Raw genomic sequence first — 16,366 nt, forward strand, 5'->3', positions numbered from 1 at the left:
GCCGAGCCTGCGCACAGGCTCCTGACGGGCATCGACGGCCTCCCGGCGGCTAGGCTCTCCGCGTGGCCGATGACGAGTTGATGACAAACGAGGAGCGGTTGCGCCGATTCGAGGCGATCACCGACCGGGCTCTCTCGGGTCTGAACATCGTCGATCTCTTCGACGAACTGCTCGAGCGGGTCCGAGACCTGCTCAAGGTCGATACCGCCACCATCCTGCTGCTGGACGGGCACTCCGGCGAACTCGTCGCGACCGCGGCCAAAGGCCTGGAAGAAGAGGTACGTCGCGGATTCCGGATCCGGGTCGGCGAGGGTTTCGCCGGCCGCGTCGCGTCCACCACCGCCCCCGTGATGATCTACGACGTCACCCCGAACGACGTGGTCAACCCCATCCTGCTCGACGCAGGCGTACGCGCACTGCTGGGCGTGCCCATGCTCGCCAACGGCAACCTCGTCGGTGTGCTGCACGTCGGTTCCCTGACCCTGCGGCGCTTCGGCCCCGACGACGTGCAGCTGCTGCAACTCGTCGCCGACCGGGCCAGCTCCGCCGGGCAGGTCCGGGCGCAGATCCTCGACCGGCAGGCGGCGCTGGCCCTGCAACGCAGCCTGCTGCCCAGCCGGCTGCCCGACATCTCCGGCCTCGACCTGGCCGCCCGGTACGTGCCCGGCCACGACCTCGGCATCGGCGGCGACTGGTACGACGTGTTCAGCCTGCCGTCGGGCTGGCTCGGCGCGGTCATCGGCGACGTCTCCGGTCACGGACTGCCCTCCGCCGTCGTCATGGGACGCATCCGCAGTGCGCTACGCGCCTACGCCCTCGACCGCGACAACCCTGCCGAGGTGCTGACCGCCCTCGACCGCAAGATCCACCATTTCGAGGCGGGCACCCTCACCACCGCCCTCTACGCCCTCATCGCACCCGACCGCGCCACGGTGCACCTCTCCTGCGCAGGTCACCTCCGGCCGCTGCTGGCCGTGCCCGGCGAACCCACCCGCCTGGTGGACGTCGTCGTGGACCGACCGTTCGGTGTCGGCACGCCCCCGGCCAGCCGCCACACCACAGTGGTCGAGCTGCCGCCCGGCGCGACGCTCGTCTTCTACACCGACGGACTTGTGGAACGCCGCGGCGAACTGATCGACACCGGCATCGCGCGGCTCGCCGACGCCATCGAGTCGGGGCCCGCCGAGGCGCTGTGCGACCACATCATGGCCGCAGCGGTCGACGAGCCCCCGACCGACGACGTCGCCCTGCTGACCATCCGCCGCCCCCACTGAGCGGGCGGACCCGTCGGGTCTGCCCGAATCACCCCGTCCGCTGTCGGGGCGACGGATCACGACAGTCGCAACACCGTCGCGATCGCCTCGGCGGATCCCGGATGGGCCTGCACGAGGACGCCCGTACCCGTCCCGCCGTCGTCGGGGCTTCGCCAACCACCCTCGACACCGAGCAGCGCGGCGACCGCGTCCACCGGCTCCCGGTGCTCGGCCAGCAGGCCGTGCACCTGCCCCACGGGCCGCTGCGGGACGACCGGCGCGGCCGCGGGAGCGGTGCCCGACCAGGGCGGCACCCAGGAATCCAGCGCGGACAGCGTGCCCGGGAAGGTCCGCCCGGCCTCCCGGACCAGCAACGGCACCAACTCCGGCCCGTGCTCACGCAGCGCGGTGATCAGGTTGGGCAGCCAGGGCAGCAGCACCGGGTCGGGTAGCCGGGCGAACGCGGTCGACATGGTCTCCACCACGAACGGCGCGAGCCCGGGCACCGGCTCCAGCGCGTGCACGAAACCGGACAGGTACTGCGGGAAGGCGGGCACCACCAGCGGGTTGGACAGCAGTTCCCGGCACCGCTGCCGCAACTGCGGCAACGGCAGCAGGCCGAGCTGGTGGTGGGCCGCCCAGAGCAGGGCGACCTTGGGCGGCGCCTGGGGGTGGGACTGACCCAACGCGAGTTCGAGCTGGGACCGGTCGCAGCCCAGGGACAGCGCCAGGCTCTCCAGGCTGAACAGGAAGCCGAGCATCGCCCCGACCTGCCGTACGCCGGTCTCGCCGTCGACGAACGCGGTCGGCAGCAACGTGCAGTAGTGGGCGTACCCGGTGGTCACGAACGCCTCGCACCAGGCCGGCAGCCCCGCCGCAGTGGCCTGGTGGTGGGCGAGCAGGCGGCGGATGCGGCGCAGCACCTCCGGGGCGTCGTCGACGGTACGCTCGCCGGCGAGCAACCCGACCGCCCGGCTGCCCAACTCCTCGACCAGCCGAGGGCTGTTCAACAGCGTGATGGCGTCCTCGACCGCCGTGAGAGCGCTGACGGCCGTCGCCTCCGGGCCGTGCGCCGCCCGACGCAGGCGCTGCTCCAGCACCTGCTCGACGGTCACCCCCTCGTAGCCGAGTTCGATGAGCGCCCGTTGGTGGCGACCCAGCGCCAGATCCCAGCTCTCCTGGATCGACCGGTGGCCCAGCCGACGCTCACCCATGATCGGGCGGACCGCGCCCGGCGGCAGCAGGTGCCGCAGCATCCAGAGCAGATCCGAGCAGCCGGCCAGTTCCGGGCTGCCCTGCAGGTCGAGCAACGCCCGCTGCACGGTGCGTTTCTCCAGGTCCAGCCCGAGCGGCGCAAGGCGGTGCAGTACGTCCCGGGCCAACGGCGGCAGGGCGTCGTAGCCGACCTGACCGATCCGGTCCCCGCCCAGCAGGATCTCGCAGAGCCGCCGCACGTCCCGCCGACCCGGTACGACGTCCTTCTCGATGCAGGTCACCGCCGCGTCGGCGAAGTCGTACGGGGTGGGTCGGGCCCGGTTGCGCAGCCCGGCCAGCAGGATCGAGGTCTCGAACACCGCTATCGCGTCGGCGGTGCTGGCCAGGTACCCGTTGCGGCGGGCCAACCGGACGATGTCCACGCACCACCTGCGCAGCTCCGCCTCGTCCAGCCCGTCCGGGGTCGGCGGCGCGGCGAGGAAACCGGAGAGCCGGTCGGTGACCGGCCCGACCGGCACGGCCTCCGGCGTGCCACGTCGCTTACGGCTCGTCGCGCCCCGCTGACCCCCCAACCGGTACGGCGTCACACCCGAGGCGCTCACCGCCTTGCTCCAGGTGGCGGCGGCGATCGACACCGACCCGGGGGCGAGACCGAACTGCGCCTCGATCGCCGAGTGGCTGGACGGGATCAGCCCGTACTGCCACCTGGTCGCGGTGCGGTCGGTGATGTCGAAGTCGGGGGCGGGGGAGTCGAGGCCGAACTGTTCGACCCGGCTGGCGGCGTGGAACGCCCCGCAGACGTACAGACAGTCGGCCGGGTCCGCCCCGGTGGCCGCGAGGTGCTGCCGGATCCTGGTCCACATGTAGCGCTCGCGGTCCTCGTCGCGGTCGGTACGCTGCGACGACGACGGACGCAGCCGCCGGAACAGGCTGCCGATCAGCACCATCACCTGGCGGTAGGTGTCGTGGTCGGCGGCGGCCAGCGGCCGCTCGACGTAGCTGTCCCACCATTCCGACCAGTGCCGCACCTTGCCGTGGTGCAGCAGGTACGCCTCCAACTCGGCGAAGCCGGGCCGCAGGTCGCCGATCTCCACGCCGACCGCGTCGCCGTGCAGCGCGGCCTGGTCGTCGGCCCCGTCGGCAGTGGACTCCTCCGACGCCGGGGACTCGTCACGCGGCGACCACTGGAAGACGTGGTCGGTGGAGCGGTCCACCAGCACCAGTTCCACGCCCGGCGTCTCCAGCGCGTACGCGATGGCCTGGTATTCCGCCGACGCCTCGGTGACCGGCGCGATCACGCTCAGCGGCGCCCACGCGGCCGGAAAGCCGTCGAGTTCCGAGGCGAACGCCTGCACCGCCACCGGCAGCCGGCAGTTGCGCAGTTCCGTCAGCACCGGCTGGAGATCCTCGCAGAGCTCCAGGTAGATCACCCGGGGCTGCTTCTGCCGCAGCCGGCGCACCATCGCCAGCGCGGAGGCCGGCGAGTGATGGCACACCGGGAAGATCTCCAGCCGTTCGCCCAGGGCCCGGTCGACGTCGTCGACGATCCCGGTGAGGATGTCGGCGAGGGCGTCCGGGCCACCGGCGAACGCGGCGGCGGCGTCGGTGAGCTGCTCCCGCAACGCAGCGAACGCGCCCACGGAGGCGTCAGCGGAGGCCGGTGCCGCAGTGGCGGCGGAGGCGGTGGTGGGGGCGGTCACGACAGGGCGGCGATCGTCTGGCGGCCACCGTCGAGGAAATCGTTCCACTCGCCGCCGTCCTGCTTGGCCCGCGGCTCCACCACCGCGTGCAGGTACTTGTTGAGGATCGCCAGGTCCTCCGGGCTGCGCCGGGCCAGCGACCCTACGAGCGACCCGGCCAGCGTTGCGGCCCGCAGGGTGCGGTCACCGAAGAACTGGCTGTGCAGGATGGCGTCCTCCAGCACACCGATCTGCTCGGCGGTGGACAGCGCCGACTCCAGCTTCTCGTCGTCGCTGGTGGCGGAGGTGGCGGCGGCCCGCAGGTCGGCGAAGCTCTGCAACAGGATGTCCAGCAGGGTCGGCGGTACGTCCAGCTCGACGTGGTGGCGGCGCAGCAATTCCTCCGTACGGAATCGGACGATCTCCGCCTCGCTGCGCTTGTTGGTGACCACCGGAATGCGGACGAAGTTGAACCGCCGCTTCAACGCCGAGGACAGGTCGTTGACGCCCCGGTCCCGGCTGTTCGCGGTGGCGATGATGGAGAAACCGGGCTTGGCGAAGACGATGTTGTCGTCGTTGAGCTCGGGGATGGAGACGTACTTCTCCGACAGGATCGAGATCAGGGCGTCCTGCACGTCGCTCGTGGAGCGGGTCAGCTCCTCGAACCGGCCGATCACCCCCTGCTCCATCGCCGTCATGATCGGCGACGGGATCATCGACTCACGGGACTGCCCCTTGGCGATGACCATCGAGACGTTCCACGAGTACTTGATGTGGTCCTCGGTGGTGCCGGCGGTGCCCTGCACCACCAGGGTCGAGTTACGGCAGATCGCCGCGGCCAGCAGCTCGGCCAGCCAGCTCTTGCCGGTGCCCGGGTCACCGATGAGCAGCAGACCCCGATCCGAGGCCAGCGTGACGATGCTGCGCTCGACGAAGCTGCGGTCACCGAACCACTTCTGCGGGATGTCCCGGTCCAGGCCGTCGGCGCGCTCCGAACCCAGCACGAACAACCGGACCATGCGCGGGCTCAACCGCCACGAGTACGGCTTGGGGCCGGTGTCCACCGACTCCAGGTAGGCGAGTTCGTCGGCGTACTTGACCTCGGCGGGGGCACGCAACATCTCGGACATGAGGGGTGTCTCTCCTAGGTGAGGAAGCTCTTGAGCTCGAAGACGAGTTTGCGGATGTGGCCGGAGATGACCGGGGTGCCCAGGTCCTTGAGGCGTTGCCGGAACCACGGGTTGACGCTCTGCTGACCGGAGCTGCTGACCGAGCCGACCGGGATGAACCTGACCCCCGACCGGTGCACCGCCTCGATGCCGTCGAACAGCGGCTGGGAGCGGTCGAACTCGTAGAAGTCCGAGATCCACACCATCACGGTGTTCCTCGGCTCGACGATCTTCGGGCGGGCCATCGCCATCGCCACCGGCCCGTCGTTGCCACCACCCAGGTTGGTGCGCAGCAGCACCTCGAACGGGTCGTGCACCCACGGGGTCAGATCCAGCGCCCGAGTGTCGTACGCGATCAGGTGCACGTCGACCTTGGGCAGGCCGGCGAAGATCGACGCCAGGATGGTGCAGTTGACCATCGAGTCGACCATCGACCCGGACTGGTCCACCACCACGATCAGCCGCGACGGCGTGGTCTTGCGGGCCGTCTGCCGGTAGTAGAGCCGGTCGACGTAGAGCCGTTCGTCCTCCGGACTCCAGTTCGGCAGGTTCTTCCAGATGGTGCGGTCCAGGTCCAGGTTGCGGAACACCCGCTTCGGCGGCACGGACCTGTCGATCGCCCCGACCGTGGTCTGCTCCACCTGAGTACGCAGCACCTGCGCGACCTCGTCGACGAAGCGCCGGATCAGCGACTTGGCGTTGGCCAGCGCCACCCCGGACAGGTTGGCCTTGTCCCGCAGCAGCTGCTCGATCAGCGACATGCTCGGGGTGAGCTGCCGGGCCAACGCCGGATCCGCCAGCACCTCCCGCAGATGCATCCGGTTCACCAGGTCACCCTCGATCCCGGCGAGGGTGGAGCCCAGCCCGGTGCCCTGCCGACGCAACTCGCCGGGTTCGCCACCGAGGGCCTGCTCGAACCAGCCCGCGTCGGACTGCCACCGGGCCAACTGCCCGGCGCTGACCGGCCCCGCACCGGTGGCGAAGACGTTGAGCAGCAGCTTCGACACCAGCGCAGCCCGGCGTACCTCGGCCTCGCCCGGCCGGTGCGGCCCGGCGGCCTCGTCGGCGGGGTCGGCTTCGGTGTCCGCGAGCAGGCCGCGTAGTTCGTCGGCGAGCTGCGGGAACCGCTGGACCACGTTGTCCACCGAGACCGTCGGGTCCAGCAGCATGGCGGGCAGACCCAGGTCCTCGACCACGGCCATGCTCGCCGATTCCAGGGCGGGCTGCTCGTCCGGGTCGAAGATACGGCCCAGCAGCCGCCAGTAGAGCACCTGGCGGCGGTTGGCGGCGGCCAGGTCGCCGGGGCTGATGTCGTCGGGGGAGAGGTCGGAGTCGGTCATCGGCGCAGCAACCGTCCCGCCCGCTCGCGCAGCACCGCCACCGCGTCGCCCGCCTTGGCCTCGACCTTCGCCACCTTCGGGTCGGTGATCCCTTCGGACCAGTCACCGTTGTGCGCCTCGACGGGCTTGCGTTTGACGGTGGCCTGCACCGCCAACGGCTGCACCAGCCAGCGACCCCCGTCGAAGCGCAGCAACCCGAGGCAGCACGAGGAGGCGGCCACCAGCGCGGGCGTGAGCGGACCGGCCGCCGGCAGCCGGTCGACGGCGACCGGAAGTTGCTGGCCGTCCCACTCGACGGTGAGCCCGTCGTCGTCCTGCCGCACCGTGTAGCCCTCCAACAGCACCGGTTCGGCGATCGCCGTCGGGTGCCGGTCCAACGGCGCGGTGGCCGCCGCGACCGCCGGAGCGAGCAGCAACCGGGCGGTGGCGAACGGGTCGGCTGGCTCACCGACGCGGGCCTGAGCGTCGATCCACCGCAGGTCACCGCCGTGCATCGGCAGGTCGGTCACGGTCACCGCGCGGCGTTGCGCCAACGCGGCCAGCAGGACCGGATGTGCCTGCAACAGCCGCCACACCGCCGGCCCGGTGATTGTCTCGACCTTCGCCGCCACCACCGTCGTACGCACCAGCCGGGCCGCTCCGCCCTCGGCCGGTTCGAGAACACCGTGCACCTGCACCCCGATGGCCGTGCCGTGCTCGCGGATGTCCACGCCGAGCGGCAACAGACGACCGGTGATCGTCTCGACGTCGCCGTCCGGCACCGACCAGTCCTGGGCCAGCAGCACGGCCCGGGACCACAGATCCGCCCAGCGCCGCGCCGGCACCTGCGCCATCATCGCCACCGGAAGGCTGGCCCGCAGTTCGGCGGCGAGACCGTCGAGCAGCACCGCCAACCGGCGCAGCCCCGGCTCGGCCAGGGCCGCCTCGACCGGCGTCCCGACCGCCGACAGCAGGTCGTGGTCGACCCCCCGCCACCCCGCCACGGCCGCCTCGTGCAACCAGGCCCGCGCCGCGCCACGAGGCGCAGACACCTCCGCCGGTACGCCCACCGACGCCGACCACGGCGTCCGCTCGCGCCCGACGGCGGCGTCGAACTGGCCCAGCAGCGCGTCGTGGGCCGCACCCAGCAGGGCCGACCGGGCACCAGCCAGGGCGGCCAGATCCTCCTGGCTGAACGACCCGGCGGTCACCTTGGCCACCGCCTCGGCCACCCGGTCGTGCAGCGGGGTGCCGGCGACCGCTCCGGCCAGGGCCGCCAGCGCGGCAGCAGCCTCGTCACCGACCCGCGCGAACCCACCGACCAGGGCGTCGTCGAACCCGGCGACCACCGCATCGGCGTCGGCCAGCCCCACCGGCACGTTCTCCTGCAACTGCGCCAGCTGTGTGCTCAGCATCAGCGCACCGCCCCGGTGGCCGGGAACCAGTGCAACTCGGGCAGCACGGTGGTGCTGTCCGGCAGTTCGAGGTACGCCAGGTGACGCAGGAACCGGCTGAACACCACCGCGGCCGGGGTCGGCTCGTGCCGGGTGTCCATCCGGGCCAGCAGGTCGGCTCCGCCGCGTACCCCCTCACCGGCGTCGACCCGCAGATAGCGGGCGACCCGGTCCACGCCGTACTGAAGGACGGCCTCCTCGGCGAGGGCTTCGAGATGCTTGCAGGGCGCGCCGCGCAGCCCACCGCAGGGCCGGTTGTTGTTGGTGCTGCAGTGGTAGGCGTGGCTGCCGGCGGCCACGGACGAGACATAGACCCGTTCGATGTCCGAACCGCTGGAGACCACACCCTGTAGCCGCCCGTCGGCCAACTCGACGAAGGGCACCTTCGCCAACTTGCGCGGCCGGGCGGGCGGCACCACCGCCAGCACGCTACTGCGCCGCCAGGCCGTCCCGTCAGCGTCCGTCACCTGTGTCCTCCCCGCCCCCGTCGCGGACACCGTCCGCGCGTGGTGAAGCCGCACCGACCGATGTCGGCACCGCCATGACGGGAGGATCATGACGGATGGCTACGACACTTCAGCGCCGCCGTCCGAGTCGCGGGACGTTTACCGGGGCGACCAGGGTTGCGGCCCGGCGGCGACGCCCCGGACGAACACTCAGGCCTTCTCCAGCACGATCAGGCGATACTCCAGCCACCGCCGCGACAATCCGGTCTGCAACGCCGATCCGCCGATCATGTTGGCCCAGAACGGCATCTCCACAAGACGGTCGCGAAGCCGAGGGACTACCGCGGTGGCGCCCACCGCCACCTTGATGAGGCGGTCGCGTGGCCGACCGAGATGCAGATATGCGGTCAGGTCCAGATCCTCGACCAGGCGCAAGCCGGCGCGCTCAGACATGGCGACCAACTCGCCGACAGTGTGCAGACTTCCGACCCGCCACCCGGCGCGGAACTGGTCCAGACAACGCTCACGAGCGGCCAGCCCGCGATCCTTGTCGGTCATCCAGTCGTCGCACAGAATGAGGCGACCGCCAGGACGCAGACGATCCACCAGCGACGGAAGCAGCTTCTCCAACGACGGCGAATGAACGACCGCCTCGACAGCGACCATGGCGTCGTAATGCGGCTCCGCAGGAAGCTCGGCGAAATCGGCGCAGATCACCTGGCAGCGGTCGGTCAATCCTTCGCGGGCGAACCGTTTCGCGGCGATCTCGGCCTGCACACGGCTGATGGTCACCCCGGAAATGAACCCGTCCACCTCCTGGGCCAGGCGCACCATCGTCCCGCCGACGCCACAGCCAAGGTCAAGCACCTGTGCGGTGCCCGACGGAATGTGCCCGCGCAAACGCTCGATCATCAGGCGATTGACCGTGTCCATTGCCTGCGCCGCGTTCACGACATCCGGCGTCCACACACCCCGGTGGATAGCGTCACCGCCAGGGCTCTCGGCAACCAGAAGAAACCGACGCGTGTTGTCGTCATAGTAGTCAGCGACGCGATCAACGTGGCCGGAGACAAAGACGCGTTCAGGTGACGAACTCATCGACGCAAGCTAGCACGGCAGATGAGCACCAGTTACGCGGAGAGTAATGGTTCCGTCGCGCATTTCGATCCAAGCGGATAGCTGACATTCAATGGGTGAGGCCGACGACCGTGGCCAGTCGCGCGACGTCGGCCGCCGCCGGTCCGCCCCGGATGATCTCGGCGAGCAGCGTACGGGCGGCCGGACGGTTGCGGACCTCGGCGGGCGCGATGCAGTCAGCCGCCAGTAGCGCCTGCCCGGCTCGGCTGTGGCGGCTGGCGTCGAGGTAGGCACGGCCGGCATCGATGAGGTGGGCGGCGCGATGCTCGGGCGGCAGGCGCGACCAGGCGTCGCTGCGGATGACACGTTCGTGGCGCAGGATCGCCTCGGCGGTGTCGCCGAGACGGTGCGCGGCCAGGGACCGAGCCGTCTGGACGGCAGCCGATCCGAAGCCGGTGTGGTGCGGGTCGGTGTCGCTGCCCCGTCGGTCGGCGAGAGCGGCAGCATGATCGAGCAGGTCGTGAGCGTTGCGGCGGTCCCCGTAGCCGGCGGCGGCGAGCCCGGCCTGGACGTACAGGCTGCCGCGTACGACGTCGTCGTCTGCGGGGTCCGCCGCCGCCAGGGCAGCGGTGAGGGCGATCCGGTGGTGGCCCAGGGCGCGCAGGGCCTGGGCGACAGCGATGGTCGCGCTGGCGGTGCGGGTGGGGTCACCGGCGGAGGCGGCGACGGCCCGGTCGGCGGCGAGCCAGGCAAGGTCGGCGTGGTCGAGCTTGACCAACACGCTGGCGGTCAGCCGGTACGCGGAAACCAGCAGGCTCCGGGTGCCGTGGGTCGCGTCGAGCAGGTCGGGCAGCACGCCGAGCAGTTGCGGGTAGCGGGCGTGCTGGTAGGCCATCCAGGCGTACGCGACCTGGCCGCCGGCCTGCTGCCCGGTAACCGTGCGCTGGGGTCGGTGGTGATTGCAGGCCAGGGCGGCCCGGACCGCGTCGATCCCGTTCTCGGCGGGCGCGGGGGCCGGTGGTCGGCGGGGGCCGAGCAGCATCTGCGGGTCGAGACGCAGCACCTCGGCGATGTCTCGGATCACGGAGTACCGGTCGAGTCGACGTACGCCGCGTTCGACCTTGTCGACCCAGCTCTTCGACTTGCCGAGCCGATCGGCGAAGGCCTGCTGGCTCATGCCCCGGTGAGCCCGCAACTCGGCCACCCGCCGCCCGAGCGGTACAGAGCTGTGGTCCCGCCGGTGGGTCATCGACTGCCCCCGGCGGGCGGCATCGTGTGAGTGGACTCCCCACACCGCGGACACCACCGCGACTTCACCTTGAACGCGAGCAGCCCAAGCAGGAAACCCGGTAACAGCCCGCCGAGTACAACCGACACGACCATGTGAAGCACGATCTCTCTCATCTCGTAATGGGGGTCGAGGGACCGGACTTGCTGCATCGATGCCCGCTCGTGGCAGCTCGCGACATATGCAAAAGGTTGCCGGTGCGTCACGGACGGTTGCACCGCTGGCGTGTGACCATTAAGGGACGTCTACGAAAGGTCCCCCTGCCATGGCACGCAACGATGGCCTCAGGCAAGCGATGGCGACAGCCGGACTCACCGCTGCTGAACTGGCCGAACGCTGCGAAGTGGACGCAAAGACCGTGGAAAGGTGGGTCAGTCGAGGGCGCGTGCCGCACCCCCGCTCAAGGGTGCGTGCGGCCGCGGTGCTGGGCAAAGATGTAGGTGTGCTGTGGCCTGAGATCATCCGACGCGCTGCGAAGGTAGGGACCGACCGGGAACTGGTCGGCATGTACCCGCGCCGCGCAGACCTGCCCCGAGCGGTTTTCCGCGAGGCGATCGAGCGCGCCAACTCACGAATGTGGTTTGGCGGATACACCAGCTACTTCCTGTGGCTGGAAATACCCGACGCGGCCACTACTCTCGCCGCCAAGGCCAACGCCGGGGCCGACCTGCGCTTCCTGCTCGGCGACCCGGACAGTCCCGTCACCGCCGAGCGCGACCGGCTGGAAGCGACTCCGCTCACGCTGGCGACGCGCATCGCGATGACGCGCGCGGAGATCAGCAAGGTCGATGCGACGGTTCCGGTCCGGCTGTCAGATCGCCATATCGCCATGTCCGTGTGGGTCTTCGACGACGAGGCCATCGTTGCCACGCATATCGGTTCTGGGCTCGGCCAGGACTCGGTGACGCTGCACCTGCGGCGTGCGCAGGACGGCGGAGTGTTCGACCGGTACGTGGAGCACTTCGAGTCGCTCTGGGCCGACAGCAGACCCGCCGATCCACAAAATTGAGGGACGGCCCACAACCGCTTGCCTTGTCCTCAAAGGCGACGACCAGTGCGTCGAGGTCCGTGAATGAGGCACCGAGAAGAGGGCTGGCGGGGCTGCTTTGCGCCTGTGCCGTTTGCGTGGCAGCGCTCCTGTCCTACACGCCGGGCCGGAGCCAGCTGCGCTGCCACAATCGGCCAATGGCGATGAGTCCCCACAGCCTTCGCTGCTGAGTCCTCGGGTGCATGGTCGACTTGACGTGGACACCTGCACCGATCCGGAAGGGCTGTTCATGACCAACAAGGAACCGCCGAACTATCAGCGCGTCGTGGACGACCTGCGCTCGCGGTTCCTCTCTGGTGAACTGGCCCCGGGCGACAAGCTCCCCACCGAGAAGGAGCTACAGCAGTGGTGGGGTTATTCCACGACGATCGTCAAGCACGCCCTCACTCTGCTGCGCAGCGAAGGACTCATCGAGGGGCGACGCGGTTCCGGCAACTACGTGCGCGACCGTACCCAGCTTGTGCGCCGCGCCCACTCCCGAGACATGCGCAGACGCCTCGGCAGCACCTCTCCATTCGCCCGCGACAGCGAAGCGGCCGGAAGACGACCGACCTGGGAGTCGGAGAGCGTGAGGATCCAGCACCCCCGCACATCGCTGAACGACTCGGCATCCTGCCTGGCGACACCGTGATGCACACCAGCTGCCGGTACCTCGCGGACGACAACCCGATCCAGCTCGCGGACTCGTACGAGCCGATCGCCGTCACCGGTGGCACGCAGGTCGAATATCCCGAGCGCGGGCCGGTTGTCGGCGTGGTCGCCCGGATGGACTTCATCGGCGTGGCCATCGACCGATTCGTCGAAGAGGTCACCACCCGACCGGCAATGCCCGAAGAGATCACCGCACTCGACCTCGACCCGCGTGACGGCAGGTGGGTGATCGCGATCGAGCGCACCTACTACGCCGGGCCGGCCGCAGTCGAGACCGCCGACATCGTCTTCCCCGGCGACCGATACCGCCTCGTCTACGAAATGCCCATCGAGCCCTGGTCCCCATCCGGCGAGAGCAACCTCAGAGACGGTGATCGACGCTGAGCTGTAGTCGCGGTTTCGGACAGCTCCGAGTCAGCTACCAGGGGTGAAATGGCTACTCCCTATCTCGCTCTTGACGTAGTTGCTCGAGCATGGCCGTGTCGGATGCGAGGTCCGGGTGGCCTACTTGGCGGTCGAGGTCGACAACGATCTCAAGCTCGCCGATCGCCTCGTCGAGATCCCCCTCATCCCGATAAATCATCGCAATGTTGTACCGGGTGACTGCTTCGCCGGCGCGGTCGCCGACTTGCTGGCGGATGGGGAGGGCTTGGCGGTAGTGGGAGATGGCCTGTTGTGGGTCGCCGAGCAGGCGGTACACGCCGCCGATGTTGTTGAGGGCTGCGGCTTCGCAGGTGCGGTCGCCGATGTCGCGGGTGATGGGGAGGGCTTGGTGGTAGTGGGTGAGGGCTTGTTGCAGGTCGCCGAGCTCGTGGTACACGCCGCCGATGTTGGTGAGAGCGGCGGCTTCGCCGGTGCGGTTGCCGATCTCTCGTTGGATGGGGAGGGCTTGGTGGTAGTGGGCGAGGGCCTGTTGTGGGTCGCCGAGCCCGTGGTACGCGCTGCCGATGTTATTGAGAGTGGTGGCTTCACCGGCGCGGTCGCCGAGGTCTCGTTGGATGGGGAGGGCTTGGTGGTAGCGGTTGAGGGCTTGTTGTTGGTAACCGAGCCCGTTGTACACGCGACCGATGCTGCTGAGGGTGGTGGCTTCGTTGGCGCGGTCGCCGAGGTCTCGTTGGATGGGGAGGGCTTGGTGGTAGTGGGCGAGGGCCTGTTGTGGGTCGCCGAGCCGGCTGTACACGTGGCCGATGCTGGCGAGGGTGGCGGCTTCGCCAGCGCGGTTGCCGGCCTCGCGGTACAGGCGTAGGGCCTTGTCGTAGTTCTCCAGGGGATGGTGGGGTTGACCGGTAAATGACTGGGCCCCGGCCAGGTTGTAGAAGGCGCTGGCGTCCGGGCCGAGGGAAAGGGTGGCGGTCGCGAGGGCCTCGACATCCGCGAATCGGGACGTAGACAGCCACACCCTCGCCACCCGATTACCGACGTCCCGGGCGATCTCCGGCTCCCGGCCCGCCACCGCCAGCCGGTGCACCTCTACCCCTTGAGCGAGGGTGGTCATGACACGGACCCGGCCGTGTCAGGATCGGTGATCCAGAGTTTGTAGAGGGATCGGGCGGCGGCGGCGCAGGCTTGGGTGTATTCGTCGTCGTTGAGCAGGGGGCGGATGAGGGGACGCAGGACGTTGGAGACGTAGTAGCGGGGCTGGTTGGTCTCCGGGTCGGTGCCTTCTTCCATCAGGCCGAGTTGGACGGCGCGTTTGATGTGGGCGGTGGCATCGGGGTGGTCGTGGAGGGCGTGGACGGTGTCGGCGGGGATGGGGAGTTCCACGACGTTGACCTTGGCGAGCATCTTCTGTAGCTCAGGAGCCTGGGAGTCGAGGAGGTTCTTGGCGAGGATGGTCTCCCGGCGGAACCGGTCGGCTTCCGCTTCGATGGCGGTGATGAGGGCGTCGATGTCGAGATCGGGAGCGGCGACGATCAGGTCGAGCCAGTCGAGCAGGCGGGGGTTGCCGGCGGCGGCCTCGATGGCGCGTTCCCGGATGTCGGGGTCGACGGGGGAGCCGGGGCGCAGGTTCGGCAGGTTGGTGAGCTTCTTGGCCTGTTCGATGTCGGTGAGGGTTTCCAGTGACTCGAAGCGAACGCTGGTCCCGGTGGGTGTGGGGAAGCGGTAGCGGCTGGTGATGATGACCCGGCTGGGGCTGTCGGTGTCACGGATCGCTTTGAGTAGGGCCGGGAGAATGTCGGCCATCTCCGGGGCGAGCACATGGCCGCCGTCGCGTTCGTCGAGGTTGCCGTCCTCGAAGTCGTCGAACACGAACAGGCAGGGCGTCTGCCCGAGCGGCCCGTCGACATGCAGCAGACGGCGCAGCCGGACGGCCAGGGAGAGCCGATGGTCCTCCAGCAACTCATTCGCTTCGACCTGCTGATCCCTGGTGGGGAAATCGACCTTTTCGGTGAGTTCCCGGAACTTGGTCAGGTCGACGCGGCCGTACCAGACGGCACGCTGGTGGGTGGGCATCCGCTCCAGCAGCCGGGAGGCGAGGCTGCTCTTGCCGAGACCACCCATGCCCTGCAAAACCAGGGCATCGGCCGCACCGTCGTCACCGTGCGGTTGTTTGAGAGTACGCAGGCACCGCTGGATGGCCCGCCGCCGTCCGACGAAGGTGGCGCGGGAGGCGACTCGGGACGTTTGAGTCTCCGGATCCAGGAACTCCTGGTCGGCGGCCCGGATCTGGATGCGGGCACGCTCCTTCGTGCGCAGGGGCGTAACCATGGGGGCGAGTGGAGATTTGTCGGCATACACGCGCAGCAGGTGCCAGTTGGCGCGCTGGTTCGCGTACAGGTGCTGACGGGCCTCGACGATGGCCCGGTCGAGGGCCTGCCCGTCGGCCAGTGATTGGTAGAGCTTGGCGGCGAACTCGGTCGCGGACACGTCACCGACCGGCAGCGCCCACCCCAGCACCGCAGGTGCCCCGGCGCGGACCAGGCTCTCACTCATCGAGGGGAACGCCCCGGCGCCGGGGGAGTTACCGGTGAGGCAGCCGGAGACGAAGACCAGGCGAGGCCAGCGCCCGGACAAGGCCTGGGCGATCTGGTCGGCGGTGGCGTAGGCGAGCCCACCGAACTCGTTCTCCACCAGGAAGACGGGTTGACCGTCTGCGCTGATGTTGGCGTGGCCGCTGAGATGCAGGATGTCGAAGTATCCCGCGCCGTAGTCGAGGTTGAGGAAGCGAAGCCCGTCCAGGGTTCCGCTTTCCTCCACGGCCAGTTCGGTGCCGGTGCGGCGGGTGGCGTCCAGGATGGCCGCTTCCTCTGCCTCGAAGCTGAGCACCGGCTCGACGCCCTCGGGAGAGGTCGCCATGAACAGCACCCGCAACGGCCGGTTCGAGGGCTCGACCGAGGCAGAGAGGGCCGTATGGGTGCCGATGGCCCGTACCGGAAGCAGCGGCGCGTGACCGGACACGGCCAGATACCCATCGTCTGCGGCGAGCAACTCCCACGGCAGGTGCCGGAAATCCTCGGTCGCGGTGATACGCAGCGTGGTGCCGGGCGGACGACCCAGGACCGCTGTCAGCCACCGCTCATCCCCGTCGAGGAATTCAGCCAGCTTCGTGCCGAGATCACGCAGCTGCGGCGCACCGAACACCCGCTGCACGACCGCATGTTGGCTGTAGTCACGCTCCACCAACCCGATCAGCCGACCGATGGCGGCCCGGTCCACCCCACGGGTCTTCGGCGCGCCCACACCTGTCGACAGGCGCAGCTCGGAGTAGTCGGAGGTCTGGTCGAAAATCTCCAGCTCGTACGTGCGCATCTCAGTCACGCTGTTCT

13 protein-coding genes are annotated in these 16,366 nt (G+C 69.6%); 4 read left to right on the forward strand and 9 right to left on the reverse strand.

The features are described from left to right. Positions 1–62 precede the first annotated feature (62 nt). Entirely contained in the window at positions 63–1,274 is a 1,212-nt protein-coding gene (locus JMF97_RS24090) for a PP2C family protein-serine/threonine phosphatase (RefSeq protein WP_203223579.1), read from the forward strand. Between the two features lie 56 nt (positions 1,275–1,330). Here JMF97_RS24090 and JMF97_RS24095 read toward each other — a convergent pair whose 3' ends face one another. The 7 genes from JMF97_RS24095 to JMF97_RS24125 all read right to left on the reverse strand — a co-directional run bounded on the left by JMF97_RS24095 (position 1,331) and on the right by JMF97_RS24125 (position 10,918). Beyond that, positions 1,331–4,108, reverse strand: coding sequence for a DUF5682 family protein (locus JMF97_RS24095; RefSeq protein WP_203223719.1), 2,778 nt, complete (start codon positions 4,106–4,108; stop codon positions 1,331–1,333). 56 nt (positions 4,109–4,164) lie between these two features. Then, positions 4,165–5,277, reverse strand: a complete 1,113-nt coding sequence (locus tag JMF97_RS24100) for an ATP-binding protein (RefSeq protein ID WP_203223580.1) — start codon at positions 5,275–5,277, stop codon at positions 4,165–4,167. Between the two features lie 14 nt (positions 5,278–5,291). After that, positions 5,292–6,656: a VWA domain-containing protein gene (locus JMF97_RS24105; protein ID WP_203223581.1), complete on the reverse strand. Its 1,365-nt coding sequence runs from the start codon at positions 6,654–6,656 to the stop codon at positions 5,292–5,294. After that, positions 6,653–8,050, reverse strand: a complete 1,398-nt coding sequence (locus JMF97_RS24110) for a hypothetical protein (RefSeq protein WP_203223582.1) — start codon at positions 8,048–8,050, stop codon at positions 6,653–6,655. The genes JMF97_RS24105 and JMF97_RS24110 overlap by 4 nt, the downstream gene beginning before the upstream one ends. Beyond that, complete coding sequence (locus JMF97_RS24115; RefSeq protein WP_203223720.1) at positions 8,050–8,517, reverse strand: hypothetical protein; 468 nt, start codon at positions 8,515–8,517, stop codon at positions 8,050–8,052. The genes JMF97_RS24110 and JMF97_RS24115 overlap by 1 nt, the downstream gene beginning before the upstream one ends. 228 nt (positions 8,518–8,745) lie before the next feature. After that, on the reverse strand, positions 8,746–9,633 hold the full coding sequence (locus JMF97_RS24120; RefSeq protein WP_203223583.1) for a class I SAM-dependent methyltransferase: 888 nt from the start codon (positions 9,631–9,633) through the stop codon (positions 8,746–8,748). 88 nt (positions 9,634–9,721) lie between these two features. Beyond that, positions 9,722–10,918, reverse strand: coding sequence for a helix-turn-helix domain-containing protein (locus JMF97_RS24125; protein WP_307817092.1), 1,197 nt, complete (start codon positions 10,916–10,918; stop codon positions 9,722–9,724). A 247-nt stretch (positions 10,919–11,165) separates the two neighbouring features. Here JMF97_RS24125 and JMF97_RS24130 point away from each other — a divergent pair, with 247 nt between their 5' ends. The 3 genes from JMF97_RS24130 to JMF97_RS24140 all read left to right on the forward strand — a co-directional run bounded on the left by JMF97_RS24130 (position 11,166) and on the right by JMF97_RS24140 (position 12,983). Continuing rightward, positions 11,166–11,909 (forward strand): helix-turn-helix domain-containing protein, encoded by a 744-nt coding sequence (locus JMF97_RS24130; protein ID WP_238360026.1) that lies wholly within the window; start codon positions 11,166–11,168, stop codon positions 11,907–11,909. Between the two features lie 235 nt (positions 11,910–12,144). Continuing rightward, positions 12,145–12,579: a GntR family transcriptional regulator gene (locus tag JMF97_RS24135; RefSeq protein WP_203223584.1), complete on the forward strand. Its 435-nt coding sequence runs from the start codon at positions 12,145–12,147 to the stop codon at positions 12,577–12,579. Next, positions 12,576–12,983, forward strand: coding sequence for a UTRA domain-containing protein (locus tag JMF97_RS24140; RefSeq protein ID WP_203223730.1), 408 nt, complete (start codon positions 12,576–12,578; stop codon positions 12,981–12,983). The genes JMF97_RS24135 and JMF97_RS24140 overlap by 4 nt, the downstream gene beginning before the upstream one ends. 52 nt (positions 12,984–13,035) lie before the next feature. Here the strand turns inward: JMF97_RS24140 and JMF97_RS24145 are convergent, their stop codons facing one another. Then, a complete protein-coding gene (locus JMF97_RS24145) occupies positions 13,036–14,094 on the reverse strand; it encodes a tetratricopeptide repeat protein (protein ID WP_203223585.1) in 1,059 nt (352 codons plus the stop codon). Next, positions 14,091–16,349, reverse strand: a complete 2,259-nt coding sequence (locus JMF97_RS24150; RefSeq protein ID WP_203223723.1) for a CHAT domain-containing protein — start codon at positions 16,347–16,349, stop codon at positions 14,091–14,093. Before JMF97_RS24150 ends, JMF97_RS24145 begins: the two co-directional genes overlap by 4 nt. Between the last annotated feature and the right edge of the window lie 17 nt (positions 16,350–16,366).

This window comes from Micromonospora fiedleri (genome assembly GCF_016774385.1).
Classification (GTDB): Bacteria; Actinomycetota; Actinomycetes; order Mycobacteriales; family Micromonosporaceae; genus Micromonospora; species Micromonospora gifhornensis.